Source organism: Leptospira soteropolitanensis (assembly GCF_026151655.1).
Classification (GTDB): Bacteria; Spirochaetota; Leptospiria; order Leptospirales; family Leptospiraceae; genus Leptospira_A; species Leptospira_A soteropolitanensis.
The window spans coordinates 83,714-100,851 of sequence record NZ_JAMQPN010000003.1; the positions used below are offsets into that span (position 1 = coordinate 83,714).

14 protein-coding genes are annotated in these 17,138 nt (G+C 36.7%); 7 read left to right on the forward strand and 7 right to left on the reverse strand.

The genetic code is table 11. The features are described 5' to 3' along the window. Positions 1 to 89: 89 nt before the first annotated feature. Genes ND811_RS08835 through ND811_RS08860 form a run of 6 tightly spaced genes read left to right on the forward strand, consistent with a single transcriptional unit; the run spans position 90 to position 8,779 of the window. Positions 90 to 1,670 carry a methyl-accepting chemotaxis protein gene (locus tag ND811_RS08835; RefSeq protein WP_265368909.1) on the forward strand — a complete coding sequence of 527 codons (1,581 nt, stop codon included), beginning with the start codon at positions 90 to 92 and terminating at the stop codon, positions 1,668 to 1,670. A gap of 5 nt (positions 1,671 to 1,675) precedes the next feature. Then, positions 1,676 to 2,977 (forward strand): caspase family protein, encoded by a 1,302-nt coding sequence (locus tag ND811_RS08840; protein WP_265351727.1) that lies wholly within the window; start codon positions 1,676 to 1,678, stop codon positions 2,975 to 2,977. Further along, positions 2,961 to 4,475: a Kelch repeat-containing protein gene (locus tag ND811_RS08845; protein ID WP_265351726.1), complete on the forward strand. Its 1,515-nt coding sequence runs from the start codon at positions 2,961 to 2,963 to the stop codon at positions 4,473 to 4,475. Before ND811_RS08840 ends, ND811_RS08845 begins: the two co-directional genes overlap by 17 nt. Then, positions 4,462 to 6,312 carry a Kelch repeat-containing protein gene (locus ND811_RS08850; protein WP_265351725.1) on the forward strand — a complete coding sequence of 617 codons (1,851 nt, stop codon included), beginning with the start codon at positions 4,462 to 4,464 and terminating at the stop codon, positions 6,310 to 6,312. Before ND811_RS08845 ends, ND811_RS08850 begins: the two co-directional genes overlap by 14 nt. After that, positions 6,305 to 8,065: a Kelch repeat-containing protein gene (locus ND811_RS08855; RefSeq protein WP_265351724.1), complete on the forward strand. Its 1,761-nt coding sequence runs from the start codon at positions 6,305 to 6,307 to the stop codon at positions 8,063 to 8,065. Before ND811_RS08850 ends, ND811_RS08855 begins: the two co-directional genes overlap by 8 nt. Positions 8,066 to 8,071: 6 nt before the next feature. Further along, positions 8,072 to 8,779 carry a hypothetical protein gene (locus ND811_RS08860; protein ID WP_265351723.1) on the forward strand — a complete coding sequence of 236 codons (708 nt, stop codon included), beginning with the start codon at positions 8,072 to 8,074 and terminating at the stop codon, positions 8,777 to 8,779. Between the two features lie 16 nt (positions 8,780 to 8,795). Here the strand turns inward: ND811_RS08860 and ND811_RS08865 are convergent, their stop codons facing one another. Genes ND811_RS08865 through ND811_RS08895 form a run of 7 tightly spaced genes read right to left on the reverse strand, consistent with a single transcriptional unit; the run spans position 8,796 to position 16,022 of the window. Continuing rightward, entirely contained in the window at positions 8,796 to 9,104 is a 309-nt protein-coding gene (locus tag ND811_RS08865) for a nucleotide pyrophosphohydrolase (protein WP_265351966.1), read from the reverse strand. A gap of 16 nt (positions 9,105 to 9,120) precedes the next feature. Then, a complete protein-coding gene (locus ND811_RS08870) occupies positions 9,121 to 10,269 on the reverse strand; it encodes a hypothetical protein (protein WP_265351722.1) in 1,149 nt (382 codons plus the stop codon). 2 nt (positions 10,270 to 10,271) lie between these two features. After that, on the reverse strand, positions 10,272 to 11,768 hold the full coding sequence (locus ND811_RS08875; RefSeq protein WP_265351721.1) for an MBOAT family O-acyltransferase: 1,497 nt from the start codon (positions 11,766 to 11,768) through the stop codon (positions 10,272 to 10,274). A 9-nt stretch (positions 11,769 to 11,777) separates the two neighbouring features. Then, positions 11,778 to 13,064, reverse strand: a complete 1,287-nt coding sequence (locus ND811_RS08880; RefSeq protein ID WP_265351720.1) for a hypothetical protein — start codon at positions 13,062 to 13,064, stop codon at positions 11,778 to 11,780. Between the two features lie 15 nt (positions 13,065 to 13,079). After that, entirely contained in the window at positions 13,080 to 13,667 is a 588-nt protein-coding gene (locus ND811_RS08885; RefSeq protein WP_265351719.1) for an LIMLP_18675 family protein, read from the reverse strand. After that, positions 13,664 to 14,707 (reverse strand): glycosyltransferase family 4 protein, encoded by a 1,044-nt coding sequence (locus ND811_RS08890; RefSeq protein ID WP_265351965.1) that lies wholly within the window; start codon positions 14,705 to 14,707, stop codon positions 13,664 to 13,666. Before ND811_RS08890 ends, ND811_RS08885 begins: the two co-directional genes overlap by 4 nt. Positions 14,708 to 14,729: 22 nt before the next feature. Further along, positions 14,730 to 16,022 carry a glycosyltransferase family 87 protein gene (locus ND811_RS08895; RefSeq protein WP_265351718.1) on the reverse strand — a complete coding sequence of 431 codons (1,293 nt, stop codon included), beginning with the start codon at positions 16,020 to 16,022 and terminating at the stop codon, positions 14,730 to 14,732. A gap of 63 nt (positions 16,023 to 16,085) precedes the next feature. Between ND811_RS08895 and queA the strand changes: the two genes are divergently transcribed. Beyond that, positions 16,086 to 17,132, forward strand: a complete 1,047-nt coding sequence (queA, locus tag ND811_RS08900; protein WP_265351717.1) for a tRNA preQ1(34) S-adenosylmethionine ribosyltransferase-isomerase QueA — start codon at positions 16,086 to 16,088, stop codon at positions 17,130 to 17,132. The last annotated feature ends 6 nt before the right edge of the window (positions 17,133 to 17,138 follow it).

The window sequence follows — 17,138 nt, forward strand, 5'->3', positions numbered from 1 at the left end:
CAAACTAAATTTTGTCAACAGAGTTTTGTTTTCAGAAAGCAAAAAAGAAAATCACTTCCCATTCACTTTCCCTTCCGAATCATCATCCTATGTCGAGAACTAGTTTAGAATCTATAAAAACAAAAAAAAACTGGGTAGAATTAGGCCCTGTGTATGTGAATCGAGTCAGATTTCTTTTGGCTGGATTTTATATCATCGCGACTCTTGGATCCTATAAAACTTCTACCACCCTCCAAACCGTGAGTTATTTGGTGGGGATTACTTGTATGTTTTTATATGGAGGATTGCAGGCATACCTTTTTAGAAAAGAAAGATTGAATGCTTTTTTCCCCAAGTTACTTATTATTCTGGATATATCGGTTTTATTTGCAGTCACTGCTTCGGGACTTATGGGTGGAAGTACGGTTGCTGCGGACTTAATTAAATCGCCAACCTTATATGTGTTATACTATTTTTATGTAGTTTATTCTGCATTTTTATTTTCAAAAAGAACTCTTCTTATGAGTACTTATTATTCTGCATTTTGTTTGGTCCTTATTCTTTTGATCGGGTACGGACAAGGAGTTGAATTTAAAGAAGCGGAAGGTCTTCAAAGCCAAAAAGGTACTGTTGCTATTTCTAATGAAGTGTTTAAAATTCTCTTTTTAATTTGTTTTGGATATTTAACATCTGCAGTCCTCAATTTATTAAATGAAATAAAAAATGAATCGGAATATAGACAAAAAATTGCAGAAACAGAAAGAACAACCGCGGACAACTTAAACCGTAACTTAGTACAAGTTGGTTCCGAATTGTTTAGTACTCTCAAATCAATCCGCGAAATCATAACCGATTTTAATTTTCAAATTGAATCTCAGGACAAATCCATTCATGAATTGACAGATTTCGTATCTTCATTTTCCGAAAGTATTCAATCTTCTGTGGATAATATTGGGAAACAACACAACCAAATTACTTTGTTAAATCATAAGTCTGATACTCTCAAACTGAGTATTTCCGAAATCGGGGTCGTTGTAGAAGAATTGAATTCTAATATGAGTGATTTTCAGGATAGAAGTAATGTCTTATCTGGAACTGTAAAAAACTTAGAAGAAAGACTTCGTGCAGTCAATGAATCTCAAAAACAAGTGAGTGAAGTAAATGATATTATGGCAGAAATTGCTGATAGAACGAATTTGCTTGCTCTCAATGCGTCCATTGAAGCGGCAAGGGCTGGGGAACATGGTCGAGGGTTTGCTGTCGTAGCGCAAGAAGTAGCAAAATTAGCAGAAAATTCGAATGAAAATGCCACAAAAATCAAAAAAATCATCACAACGTCGAATCGTTTCATTCAGGAAGGAACGGAACTTGCTTCCGTTTCTTTAAAACAAACAGAAACACTTCAATCTAAGTATGAACTTTTGAGTGGGGTGATTAGAACAGCGACAAACAAAATTAATTCTCAAAAAAATATTAATAATGAAGTACTTGAGTCTTTAGACTTAATTGAATCGATTTCGAAACAACTGGATGAAGAATCAAAAGTCTTAAATCGAGATAAGGACCAAATGATTGCCGTTGTACAAAAAATGGAAGAAATCAACAGAGAAGTGGTGATTAATGCTAGAAAAGTAGGTGAGAATACAAGAAATTTGGAAAAACAAGCCGCAGATTTGGCTGTCGACCGTTAATATTGATGAAGTCAAAAATTCTAATATTCTTATTTTTTACTGCACCGACAATGCTTGTTTCCGATCCCGGACCTAAACGATTTGGATTTATTGTTGGTGTTAGTGAATATAAAAATCTAACACTGGGTGATTTGAAAACTGCCAAAAACGACGCTTTGGGAATGACCAAAATTCTATTCAGTTATGGTTCCTATAATCGCATCCAAACACTGGTACAAGAAGGTTCTGCAAATTCAACTCCTACAAAATATAATATCTTATCTAATTTTGAAGCCCTACTGGAGGAAACAAATCCAGATGATTTGTTCGTATTTTATTTTTCTGGGCATGGTGTTGTCGATTATAATGATCGGGTTTATTTACTTCCAGAAGATGCTGATCCCTCAACGCCATTTGATTCGGGTATTGCTGTAGAACAACTCCTTGAGATTGCAAGGAAGTTTCAATTGAAAAGAATCATTTTTTTAATCGATGCTTGTCGTAATCCTGATGACGGAAAAGGTGAGGAAGGTCGAAAATTCTTAGTTAATACTTCTTTTCGTGATTCCGAAATTGTTTCAGTTTTTTATTCGACTAAGGTAGGTTACTCCAGCTTTGAAGATCCAAAGTCTGGTTATGGCATCTTTACAAAGTTTCTTATTTATGGACTGGAAGGTAGAGCAGATGCAAACTTCAATGGCGAAGTTTCTTATTCTGAGTTATCGAATTATGTCATAAGTTCTTTGAAAGAATGGGGTAAAACCAACCAGAAGTTACAAAAACCATACACGAAAGAATATGCGGAGAAATCCGAAGATACTATTCTAACATATGCGGTTAATCCAGAGACCTCATTGACAGATGCACCTTTGTTTAACCCGTACAATCCCACTTATGCGTTTCGGTCGTTTTTGTTTCCTGGATGGGGGCAATATGCAAGGGGGCAGGAGGACAAAGGTAAAGTTTATATGTCCATCTTTACTTTAGGAGTAATTTATGCGGGGTTTCAATATAAAGCTTACATGTTGGATAAATCAAATTATGAGTCTGCTATTGGCATTCCTCCAAATCCCCGCGTAACGGAAACTGTCGCATTAAACTATTATTTGATTGAGCCATATAGGCAAAAAATGGAATCTTCTAGAGCACACCTATCGCAAGCTCTCACAGTTCTTCTCATTTTGTGGTCGGCAAATGTGTTTGATTTTTATCTGTTAGGACCCAATCCTAAAGAAAAATCGGGAGTTTTACTCGAGTTTGATTGGGAAAACCAAGGTGTTATGGGAATCGACAGGGTTGGGAAGTTAGGATATGCGATGCGGTTTTAATCTACTATTAGCATTACTATTATTTCACTGTAAAATAAAGAATACTTCACAGAATATCTTTGATCCCACTACTTTTGCTGGTGGGACCGCAGCAGTCTTATCAACATTAGTTTCTCAAGATCAGGTGGAAATTTCCTCTCGGTATCAACCTACGGATTATCCAGCATTTATAAAAACAGAAATACTTGATTTGGATTTGAATCGTCCGATAGCAAAACACTTTGGTAAAAATCACTTTCGCATTTCTGACAACTACAAAGATGATTTAGTGATTCGAGATGTTTTTCCGTTATCCGAAACTAAACTTCGTTTATTGTTTTCGGTTTCTTCTCGCTCCGAGTGGAGAGAACCTATTTCTATTTTCATACAAAAGCCTGAATCATTTGATAATTATTTTTTTCCGGGCAAAGTATTAGAATTTAAATTTCCTTACCCACGTTATATAGGTTCCATATCGGAAGCAAAAGGTCAAATCACTACGATCTTAATGTCGGATGGAAAAATCCTCTTGGTAGGTGGTGTTTCTATATTTGGTAATACAGTATCCACGGTAGAAATATTTAATCCTGAATCGGGGACATCAACTTTACTTCCGTCATTAAACCAGAGTTTAATGGGAATGGCTGTTTGTTCAGATCCTCAAGGGAATATTTATGTTTCTGGTGGGAAAACGACTCGAGCTGATCCCACTTTAGATTCGCAAATCAGTGATAAAATTTATAAAATCAATGGAACGAGTCATACCGTGGTCGAAGTTCCGATACCAATGTTGAGGCGAAGGGTTGGTCATTCGATGGTTTGTTTGTCTAATGGAGATTTGCTTATTTCCGGAGGACAATTTCGAGTGGGTAGTGATGAAAATGCTATATCTAATGACCATGAATATATTTCGATTCAGAATGGGACTTCATCTTTTTTAGGTTCATCTGCCAACTTCCCTGTAAATACGGTGTTTCCTTCTGTAGAGTATGACGAGAGTAAACAGCGGATATTGTTTTTTGGTGGTAAGGATCGTCTTGCCATTTATGCGCTTTATTCAAAATTCATTTATAGTTTAGATGTTAATTCTAAATTATTTACGACTTTACCTGCGGTATTGCCTACTTCCAGATCAAATGTTACGAGTATACTTGTACCTGGAGGGGATCGATTGATTTTGGGTGGTGTGACAGGGAGTGGCGTAGGTTCACGAAGTATTGAATCATGGACTGAAGAAGGTTCTATCACAAAAACTCATGGGTTTACTAGTAGAATTAAAAATGGTGGTTCCATCGTACCTTTTTCAAATGCACAAGTTCTATATACAGGTGGAGTCGATACTTATTATAAATCAGGAATTCTTGAGCTTTACGATCATATAGAGAAGAAAAATTTTATTGTAGATACAATGATGGAGGCTCGTTCGGAACATTCAGCGATCCAAACAACGAAGGGAGTTGTTATTTTTGGCGATTCGGCACTGGCCGATACAAGGGTTGAGTTGTATGGCAAAGATTAGAATCAACTTTTTCGTTATTTTATTAGTATCTTGTAAATTAGGAACCGGCAATAATTTATTCGATCCAAATTCCCCAGCTAGTTTGGGTCTTCTTCTTCTGGGCTCCGAGCCAGTGGTTACTATGGAATTCTCGACCAACAGGGTGCAGCCGGGTGGGGTTATGTATGTATCCACTAACCATGATTTTACGACAAAAACGAATGGATTGAAATTACCGATTGCAGGGACTAGTGATAATCCAATTTCACAAATTATTCCTCGTAGTAAGTTTTTGTATGAGATACGAATGAACCCTTCTGTCACGACAGGTCGGTTTCGTATCAACTTAAAGGATTATTATTCAAACGAGTCTCTTCTCGTGAATCCAGAAACTTTTGAATTTGAAATTGATTCAGAGCCACCAATTCTCGAACTTCGTACTGGAAATGGGATAGATATCTCCGAATTAGAATCTGGGTTTTTGGATATCGTTTCCAACGAAGAGATTGTTTGGGATGGGGATTTGTCTCAAGTTTCCTTGTCAGGAACTGCTAAAAATACACTTGTGGTGTCTGATATCATCACATCTGATCGCAATATACGTTTGTTATTTGCAGGGAATCCAAATTCAAATGGTGGAATTCTAACGATCTCTTTTGCAAATATTAAAGACAAAGCATCTAATTCACAAGGAACTGTCATGGTTCCAATCAATGTTTATGCATTCAAAAGTGGACCAAACCTAAATGTAGCTAGAAGATCGTGCGTTGGTGTTGAGTTAGATGACGGTCGCCGTTTGGTTCTTGGCGGAAAAGCGAAAAAAGATGTAGTTATTAATGGGAATGGAACACTTAGCCACTCTGAGTTCTATGATTCTATTTCTAAAACATTTATACAAGGCCCTGACATGGTGTATCGGCGCCAAGAATTTGAGGCTATTAAACTCCTGGATGGACGAATATTTGTTACTTCTGGTATTGGTGGTAAAATTGGTTCCTCCAATGACGGATTAACTTCAACGGAAGTTTATGATCCTGTAACGAATACTTGGGCAGAAGGTCCGCATTTATCGGTCCCTCGATTATTTCATAAAATGACAGTGCTTCCTAATGGGGATGTGCTTGTAGTCGGTGGAATGAGTCCTTATAAACCAATTCAGTCAGTGGGATCTGTGGAACTGGTTCATATCACAAATAATCCAGCGACAATGACTGTAGAGCTTATAGGAAATCTTAGTGACCCTAGAGGTAAACATGCACAAATTCTTTCTCAAGCCGCAGGGAAGGTCATAATATTTGGGGGAGAACGTTCCGATGTATTTGGACCCCTTTCCAATGATTTTATTCCCAATGCGTTAGATACAATTGAAATTTATGATATCAACACCAAAACTCTCTCAAAGTCGCAAGCAAAGGTATACAAAAGATTTAATCATTTTGTGCACGGATTAAAAAATGGGGAAATACTGGTTTTAGGTGGAATCAACTCTCGTTTTGATAACGCACAACCGGTGTTACGCGCACAAATTTATAATCCGTTAACGGACACAATCAGAGATCATAAAAACTTACTTTTTGGCAGGGAGTGGGGATCCTCTTTCGTTTTCCCTTATGGAAAGGACCAATTGATTGTCGCAGGCGGTTTAGAATATCGTACTATAAACGGTTCTACATTTGATTCGATACATGATACGGAGTCATGGTCGGAATCGAGTAACAGATTTTATGTGACAAGTCGTTCCTTAAATGCGCGGTGGGACGGTTGCGACATCCGTTATCATTCAGTTGGCGGAGGTATGATCCTAGGTGGTAGGGTTGGTGATATCCTGGGTAATACGGAGGAATACAGTTTTGAATAAATTGATTTTTCCTATCTTCATTTTTGCCATAGGATGTATGATTCCCGAAAAGTATGGAAATCCTTTTGATCAAAAATCTAGCGGAGTTTTATTTTTTGGCGCTTTTTTCGATTCAACCCCTTTCCATTGTTCGAATCAATCGAATCATAAAACCCTTGGAACAATTGACCAAGTTTTACTGCAATGTAATAGAGATCTTGCAAATATAGATGCAAATTATCTTGCAGTGTCAAACCAAGATGTTTTTTCTAATGTCAGTTTCTCAAAAATAGATAAGGATCGGCTTCTTATAACTTTTGATCCTTTAGTATCTGATGGGAAGTATGAGCTAAATTTATTCGGAGTAGTTTCTAGCACTGGTGAAACCTTACTTGAAGATAAACTTCCCATTATCGTTGACACGCAGATTCCAACAGTTTCGTTAGTTGGTTATATTCCTATTACCGATTATACTTTTTTTTCTCCACATTATTGGGATTTTACAACATCCGAGCCATTAGCAATTTTTAGTCCGCCAATCTTAAGCGGATCTTTGGCTTCAGAGGTGATTCTCCGATCCGTACAAAAGGTGAATGAAACCACATACCGGGTTTATTTCGAAGTCAATTTTTCTTCGAATAGCCCAGGATCACTTACTATGCATTTTTATAATTCACAAGATAATGCTGGCAATGAGGTGTCCAATTCTCTGACGTTACAATTTATTGGTTTGGTCCAAGGACCTAATTTACACTATGGCCGGTCGGAATTCGATGCTTTCCAAAATGCTAATGGCGATGTGATCGCCATCTATGGCTTTGCTTCCAGTGCAGAAATATTACGAAAAGGGTCTTCTAGTTTTGTTCTCACTAACCCTAGTCTGCCATATATTTCTCGAGGTGAACGAGGTGTTATGTTAGATGGAAAGAATCTTTTAATCACAGGTGGAATCCAAGCACCTAATCCATATGCCATCACATCGAGTTATATTTTTGATACAGAAACTACTGCCTTTGCTCCTACGGGAAATATGAATGGTCGGAGGCACTTACATAATATAGTTAGACTTCACGATGGTCGAGTGATGGTTTTAGGTGGAATTAGCGAGTATGATTTTGACCCTTTGACACCTTATGCTTTTGTTACTTTAAACACGGCTGAGATCTATGATCCATCTACTGGTATTTTTACCGAAATCCCCAATCGAATGATGGTGCCTAGATCATTCTCCTGTTCGGTTTTACTTGACGATGGTAGAGTTTTTATCATTGGCGGGACGGATGGAATATTTGCTCCCAAAGATACTACGGAGTTTTTTGATCCAAATACGCAGACATTTTCTTGGGGTCCCACTTTGCCCGTGCCTGTCGGTGCATTAAAATGTATGAAGTTAGCTGACGGTAATGTTCTAATTTACGGTGCACAATTATCTAATTCAAATAATTCCACGATGTTATTTGATCTTACTCGGAATCAAATTTTAACAGTTGCGAACTCGCAATTTAGAAGGGAATGGAGTTTTGCACAAGAACTCCCTGATGGCGGGATACTCTTTTATGGTGGCGGTTATAGATACAATACAAGCGAGCCAAGTCGAGTTATGGAAAAACTTGATTACGGGAAAAGTAATCATTTTTACAATATGGGTCTGGCAAAGTACAGCGTAACGAAACACAGCGGTGTAAAATTTTCTGATGGGACTTTGTTTTTTCTTGGTGGAGAAATTGGAAGTGTTTTCCATTTGGAAACAGAATACTACGGGTTATCCAATTAGTTTTTTATGCCTCATGATAACGGCCTTATATACGGCTCTTTTAAGAAAATTTGTATCCCTGAATCAGAACTAAAGACAGAAGCAGAAATCCTTCGTCCTATTTTAACTTCTCTGAAAATAGATTGGGAAAGAGGTCAGTTATCTGACAGTCAAGTTACCTTTCAAATTGTATTATTGTATTTAGAGCGGCGCGTAAAAAAACATCCTTTCCTTAGAATGGGGAAACCACTTCCGAATCGAAACCAATCTCAAGAATTTTTAGAAGTAGTTCGGTTTTATGGAATGCCTGATACCGTACGTTTTGCCCTTTGGAAATGGCATATTGGTGAGTGGGATATAAGGCTCATCAACTACAATCCTAGTTCTTTAGAAATGTTGGAATCACAAAGTAATGGATATAGATATTCTACTATCAGTTGGACTGATGCAATGGAAGGAAGCTTGGTAGAAGGCAAACGAGATGCGTTTGAACATTTACTTCATGACTTGGCTCATGCTTATATGTTTTTCCGAGAAGACTATGATTTTGAAGGGCAAAAACTTTTTTTTCGAAAAATGTATCTTGATTATTCCAAGTATGAGGACGTTTTAGAAGCCAATCCTATTTTTCGAACAAAGTTCGATTATTGTATTTCTGATATGAATTCCCATCCAGCCCATCTATCCGCATATTGGAATGCCATTCGGAGAGAAGCAGGATTTTTCGTTCCATGACACAGTAAAAATATGGCTAAAGTTTGGGATTATTTTTGTGGCGGTTTAGATCTCGTTTTGTATTTTTTTGGATAGTGGATTGAATGGCGTCTTGCAGGGAGATCCCCATTTGGTTGGCCAAACAAGTAAGTACAAATAATATATCACCTATTTCATGAGGTATTTTATCTGCTGATTCACCGGATTTAAAAGATTGGTCTCCAAACTTTCTTGCCATTAATCTCGAAAGTTCACCCACTTCTTCCATAAGGATGGCAAGATTGGTGAGCTCAGAAAAATATCGAACTCCAATGGATTGAATCCAGTCATTTACTTCTGCTTGCATTTGATTTAGAGTGATATCATCGGTTGTTTCCAAGTTTTTTCTCCAAATCCTTCGCCAGTATTTTCGTGAATTCTTTCATCCCTGCTTCATTTAAATGAATTAAATCAAAACAATATTTACCATTCGAGTCACCAAGGGAATCTTGAAGATCCATTTCATCTAAAGGTTGGTAAGGTGTGAGTGCATCAGTTAAACCATCATGCCAAACTTTCATTCTGCTTTCGTTATTTACTTTTCGAATTACATCAGAATAAGGAGCAAAGACATTGATAATATGTATCTTTCGTTCCCCTATAAAGTTATACATCTTTTTTAATCTTCTAAAGTATCGTTTGGTGTCTTCGGTAGCATTTGAATCTTGAGGAACTACGCTTGCAATTCCACAAGTTTCAAACAACATTCGTCGATGATCCGGGTTGGATGCTTTTGGAATTTCTAGAGGAAGGTGCAATGCCAATCGATTTAAACAATCATCTACGCTTGTGAGGTGGTATTCATCGATGGATTCAGGATGGTCGTTTTCATAGTCCCAAGGATTCAAATTTGGGTTTTTGTTCTTTCTTGAAATAGCCTTCAGTCTTTCGTTAAAATTGATAACTAAATCAGACAAATCTTTGCGATAGGCCACCGATTTGAAAATGAGATAAAGATAGTTAGAAAAGTCTAGGTTGTATTCGAAATCGAGAACTGTCGGAATTGCTTTAAAGTTTCCTAGTTCCGATAACATCGCCAGTGTCGGATCTACGACATACTTCCTATCAACCCAGGGCATACCAGGTTCCATTACGTGGAGAATCATTTTTACTTTGGGAAATTTATCCAAGTATTCTTCTAAAATTCGATGTTGCACTACAAGTTCCGAACCTCGAACAGCGATCGATTGAGTTTTCCATCCAGATTTTTGTAGTTCTTCGTTTAACATGCGAACACTGATTCCCTCGAAGGCCACAGATGTACCAACAATCAAAATGTCCGGATCCAAAACATCACGTTTGGAAACCACATGTTCAGTAACTCGATTGATATTGGAAGCATACGAGTTCTTTTTTAAATAAGGTTTATAAAAACCCAGCTGCAGTAAACATTCCAATGTTAGTAAAAAGATGATTGCAGTGACTAATTTTTTATCAGTCAAAAATGAGATGGTTTCTTTATGTAAGCTCATAATTAAAATTGAAAGTAGAGAAAGTTCTGACTTTCAGTGACTCCAAAAAGTAATAATAACAATACGTTAACAATAACAAAGGCTGTATATTTTAACCAATGTCCAGTGAGAAGGGTAGGGATTTGTCTTTTAGAGAAAAAGTAACTAGCAGTAAAACAAATCACAAGTAAAATTCCAAACCGGTAGTTCGTCCATCTCGCTATCGGAGCTGCGGAATTATTTAAGAAAACGAGAGCTTTCATCATTGGAACGGCCTTTTCCATTGTTTCCGCTCGGAACATGACGAAACCAAATGCCAAACAAAACATGGTAAATACCCGAGCTAGTAAGTCATAAGCTTTGCCACCTTTCCCATTGAGGAGCTTCGCTACAGAAGTATCACTATAGAATTTGTGAGATAGTAACATAGTTCCTTGCCAAATCCCCCAACCTACATAATGGTATGCTGCCCCATGCCACAATCCAGCAAATAACCACGTGATCATGATGTTTCGGATGTACATAATTACACTAACTCTAGAACCACCTAACGGAATATAGATGTAGTCTCTAATCCAGGTGGAAAAAGAAATATGCCACTTGGACCAATGGTCTGCGATATTTCTGCAAGACATAGGAAAATTAAAATTTGGATTGAACTGGAATCCAAACAATCTTGCAACTCCGATAGCAATGTCGGTGTAACCTGCAAAGTCAAAATAAATCTGCCATCCAAAAGCAAGAGCTCCTGTCCAAATTTCAATTGAGTTTAAGTTTTGATAATTTGCAAATGTTGAGTCAACCACTCGAGCTAGATTATCAGCAAATACGATTTTCCTAGTGAATCCGATTAATATCAATGCAAAGGCTGCATCAATATTTTCTTTGTATACTCCTAGGCGGAAATCTAAGTCGCGAAAAAACGTTTCAGCCCGTACGATGGGTCCTGCAACCAGTTGTGGAAAGAAGGCAACATACAAAGCAAAATCGAGAAAAGATTTCCTTGCTTCTATCTTTCGATTGTAAACATCAATGGTATAACTCATTGACTGGAATGTATAAAAAGAAATTCCAACGGGAAGGATGATATTCTGTTTTGCGAATTGGAAATCACCTAAAAGATGGATGTCGTTAATGACTCCGAGTAAAAAGTCAGTATATTTGAAAAATCCAAGTGTTCCAATGTTGACTACAAGAGATAAGAGTAGTAACCATCCTCTGGCACTATCTCCGTCTTGTTTTTTTTCAATCAGTCTTGCGGCAAAGTAATCAATGATTGTAGAGAAAATTAAAATAAAAACATAGGGATTAATCTTAAATTCACAATAGAGTCTATCTGTATAAAACTTAAAACCATCTGCGGCCATCGCCGTACAGGAAATAGACGATGGTTGCCAAGCCATATAAAAGTAATAGCTGGTCAGTAGAAAAAAAAGTTTCTGCCAACGATTTTTTAAAAGGTTTCCGATTATGATCGTTATAAAGAAAAAGACTAAAAATTCAAAAGAGTTAAATAACATTTTTTTATCCTAGCGGTAAATTGATTCTTCGGCTAACTTTTCAACAGGTCCCTGAATTCCTTCTGTATAGCCAAATTTTGGGCCAATGGATCTGGGAAGGGTAGAAAAGGTAAAATTCGTACTGAAATAAAAGAGAAATAAGATCAGGTAAACCGTGTGCAGAATCGCGGCTGAAAACTTAGGTAAGAGAGGAAGAGATAATGATTTTAAGATATAGGAGTTTAAGATCCAAAGTGCAATGGTAGTCCCCACCCAAAATTCAAAAAAATAACCTTCCCACCATGTGTAAAATCCAATGGATGGGAGGATCCAAAACACCATGATTAATAATTCTTGTTTGTATCTTGCCCACATAGTACGGAAATTCAAAATTCCCAAACACAAACTAAAAATCCAGAATAAAAGATTCAAATTGTAGGGAAGGTGTTTTGGGTTTTGGAAGTCAAAAAGGTTCACTCGAAACTTTGGAATGACGTTCTGGAAAACTAGAAACGCATCTCCTATGCCTCGATAAAAATATAATACGTAGTTTTTTTCCTCACCCAAGCTTGTTCCCCAACGATTGATTGCGGCATAGAGGAACATCCAAAAAGAGAAATGTCTTTCATCTAGGGGTCCAAGCCCTCTTTTTAGGATAACGAATCCAACAAATAAGTAAGAGAGGATTGTTGCAACACCAAGGCATGTTAAATAGATAAAAATGATTCTGAGTTTCTTCCCAAACGATCTGTTAGGTGAAAGAAAAATTGCCATAGGAACCATCCCAAAATGAATGACATTGGATTGATGAAAGTAGATGCTAAATAGTTGGATCATCCATAATATGATCAAATGTTTTGTCTGAAGTCCTGATCTTAGAAAGTATACAGTGGATAAAAATAAAAGAGCCATCAAACAGGAGTGGATGAGCGGAGTATCATTGTGTAAACTGTAGAACCAAAAAGCTTGGCTCACTTGGATGACAAGAGCAAGAATTGTTCCGAGGATAATATCCTTATATAACTTATAATAAATCCATATAAAGAGTCCTAAAAAAAATAAAGAAAAACTAAGGATACGCAATCGCAAAAAAAACATGATATCCGTCGTTGGATATATGGAGCGAAGCATTTTCCAATAAAGTAACCCTGATGATTCAAATCCTAAATGATGCGGATTAAAGAATGCAGATTCTATTCTATCTTTTTGAATGTTCAGAGCGTAAACACAAGAATCCCAGTCAAAGGCACGAGAAAGATACCTGAGATGGAATAAAAAAAGTAGTAACAGTAAAAGGAGAATGAATAACTTTTTCAAGAGTTCTAATCCACTCTAACGTTTTAAGATCCGATTCACGAGGGTTTTATTTTTTTTATAAGGAAAAAAATAAGGAGTCACAAAAAGAGTTTTTCCATTTTTCTCCCAAATCAAGCGATTACATCCTAAATAATCACTGAATCCACCATGTTCGTAACCTAACTCTAAACCATCAGTCTCTAGGTTAAATTTAATTAATTTTTTACCAAAACCAAATCGTTGGATTTGCCAGATTTCATTTTTTACAAAAACGGTTCGAATATTCCATTTGTTTAAGAGTCGACTAATATCGATTAAGAGAGAGGTTACTATGTAGAAATAAACGAAGGCAGATAGGTAATGATAATACCGAAGTTCATCTAAAAAGGGAATTTTTAATACTTTGGTAATTTCTAAAACACCAACAAACCAATAAAAGAATTTACCTAAATAATAAATATACGGCAAACTGAAAGTGAAAAATAAAACTGAAAAAAGAATGAGAAGTAAGGAAGGGAGAGGATTTACTTTTAACTCATCATATAAAGAAGTTCCAAAATATGCGATTTCTCTTTTGCTTTGGAATTCCTTCCATTTCGATATCCACTTGTTTATGATTTTCACTGAAAAATTACCTCTTCTATTTTTTTTGCTGTTTCTTGCCATGTCCATTGTTTGGCGGGAAATTTTGGAGATCTAGGTTTTTTGGGGCCAGACATTAGCTCAAAACTACGAGTCCATTCCTTCGTCTCTTTTGGCTGAACATAGAGATCACATTTGTCTGAAAGTATTTCTTTAAAGACTGGAATGTCTGAAGCAACACAACATTTGCCCTCTAACATTGCTTCTAGTAGTGGAAGACCAAAACCTTCGTGTAGAGAAGGGAAGAAAAACACCTTACATTGTTTAAAGGCCGCGGATAAAGTTGCATCATCTGGATTTTCCAAAAAATGAATTCCTAGGCTCTGAATTTTTGGGTCTTTTAATTTTTGATATAAAAACTCACCTTCTTCGCCCCAACCTTTTCTACCCATAATGAGGAGAGAATTTTTGTCCTTGGGATGTTTGGTTTTAAAATCTAAAAAAGCATCTACTAAACGATAAATGTTCTTTCTTGGTTCTAAAGTGCCCACTGTTAGAAAAAAATCTTTTGGGAAATTAACTTTTGGTTTAGGCAATTTTTGTTTAGAAACACCGGGATAAACAACAATGCATTTTTTTTCATATTCAGGCCGATAGGCTGCGATTTCTTTTTTTGTGTTTTGAGACAGGCAAAAAATTTTATCTGCATTTTTTAGAGTAATAGGGGAGAGTAGTTTGTGTTGCCAATAGTTCCATTTAGCCATTGTTTCAGGAGCTGAAATAAAATTAAGGTCATGATAGTTCACATAACTAGGTATGGGGAGTTTAAAAAAAGGTAACATCTGTATGGTGCCCCAAAAAACTTCAATACCATCTTGTTTTAGGCGTTTCGGTAAAACAAAATTCAAATAAATAGGCCCTGGAATTTTTTTAGATTCCAAAACTACCTTTGTATTGGATCCGATTAGGTCTTGAAACACTGGATGGATCGGTTTGTTTGTATATAAGTAAAACTCTTTTTTTGTATATTTGGGTAAGATGACTTTGAGTACTTCCGCTAAATACCTAGAATTCCCAGTCATCCCGTAGGCCAGAGGCCTTACATCAATTCCGATTTTCTGTTTCACGTAATGCAAACCTTACAATATAAAAGTATAAGAGACTGGTTGAATAAAATAATATAGAAAACATAGATAGTGCCGCTTCGATTTTTGATCCTACGAAAGTCCTATGTGATAGAAGAGGTAAACTCAAAATCAAAAAAAGAATTGTTAATTCTTTTTTGTTGTTTGGCAAACGAATCACTTGATTTAAAATAAAATAAATTGGAATCAAACAAATGATAAAACTATGAATCCAACTAATCCCACTAAAAAGCGCAGAAATTAGAAATAAAAGAGAAATGATTTCCCATTTTTTATTTTTCCTTTTCCATAGTAATAATAGCGGAACTCCAAACAAAATGATAAAACCAAGTTGGATGTACTTTAAAATGGGAAGAGATAGAACCAAAAAGGGCAAACTGTATGTGGGTTGGTTCATCATATCCGCACCCGGGACAAAATATTTAGCGAGTGTGGAACTTAAAGATTGGTTATTTTTCCAGGAACGAAGAAGGGGGTTACTAAATGCGTTCCCTAAAATTTCTGTGAGCCATTCATTTGTCATTTGAACGGTATAATCCCAATTGTACAAGAGTGGCGTCGCATTCCAAAAAAGAATTCCAACTAAAAACCAGAAGATTCGTTTATATTGTTTTTCATAAACATAAACAAAAAGAAATACTAGTGGGGTGATTTTAATGCTGACTGCAAGAGCCAAAATCAATCCACTTTGCCAATCTGACTTTATCATTAGAGACACTAACACAAGTAATATGAGTAGAAGTCCAACTTGATTGTTTTGGATATGGCTTTCCAAAAAACGAAAATTGAATAGGATTGTGGTGAGTAGAATCAAATACGGAAATAGGGAATTTTGATCCGTGATTTCTTTGTTTTGGAAAATAAAATAGAGAATGGCTAATAAAGAAAGCCAACTTAATATTTCAAAGAGGAGGGCCGCATTTGATTCCGAAAGATAGGTAAAGGGAATGAGCAAAAAGGAAAATAGTGGAGGATAAATATAGGTAGCTGTTTCGTTTTGCAAAGCAGTTAATAGATGAAAATTCTCCGGTTGGAAGAGGTCTTCCATCTTTTTTACTTTGGACTGGAGTTCGAAAGCCGCATCAAACCGGTATAGGTTCTCACCCGTTGCCCAACGTTCTGCAGCATGGTAATAATCCAAAAAATCCGATTTTTGTTTGGATCTAGAGACTGACATGACAAAAAAAATCACAAGTAGAATGGTGAGGATCCATTTCCCACGTTTCTCTAGGGTTTCTAAAAATTTCCACATAGTTCTCCTACCATTCCCAATATTTCTGGTTAATTGACAAGGTTTTCCCAAGGCTATACAAAAATGGATTTTTTACAGGAATACGACTTCCACCTTCCCGATGAACAAATTGCCAAATTTCCCTTAGAAAATCGAGATGAGTCTCGACTTTTGGTTGTTGACATAGGACAATCAAAGTACTGGGAAGCACCTTTGTTTCGAGACATCCAGGCACTAGTTCGTCCAGGAGATGTTTTTGTTTATAATGAGACAAAAGTATCTTCTCGTCGCGTATATTTACAAACAGAATCGGGGCGCATTCATGAGTCGATTTTTTTGGAACCAGTGGATCCTTCTGAACAAAGTTGGTTATGTATCCTAAAAAATAGGGCAAAACTTAAGTTAGGTGATAAACTTTTCCCCGTGGGCTTTAAGAGCTACCAATTTTCTTACCAAGGACCCAACGAAGAACTTTCCATTTTATTTTCCGAAAGTTCCATTTCTGATTCTGATTTTGGAATTTTTGGAAATATACCAATTCCTCCTTACTTAAAACGAAATGTGACAGAAGAAGATAAGATTCGATACCAGACTATTTTTGCAAATCGTTCAGGATCCGTTGCCGCACCAACGGCAGGTTTGCATTTTACCGAAGAACTCAAAGGGAATCTCTATAAAATGGGAGCAGAGTTCGTTCCTGTAGAATTACAGATTGGTTATGGGACATTTCGTCCACTTACTTCTGAACAGTGGGCAACAAAAACCTTACACAAGGAAAAATACTTTGTTCCTGAATCCACAGCATCAAAGTTAAACGGTGCAAGAAAGGAGGGAAGGCGGATTATCGCAGTGGGAACCACGACACTGCGTGTTTTGGAAACTGTATTTGATTCTCAATTAAAGAAATATAAGGTAGGATCAAGTCAAACTGACATCTTTTTGTCGCCCGGTGACAATATCCAATCAGTACAAGGCCTGATCACTAATTTTCATCTACCTAAGTCCAGCCTTTTGTTACTCGTGAGTGCATTTGCAAATACTCAACTTGTGTTGGATGCTTATCGGTATGCACTACAGAACGGGTTTCGTTTTTATTCTTACGGGGATTCAATGTTCCTTTTCCAAAAATAGATTTAC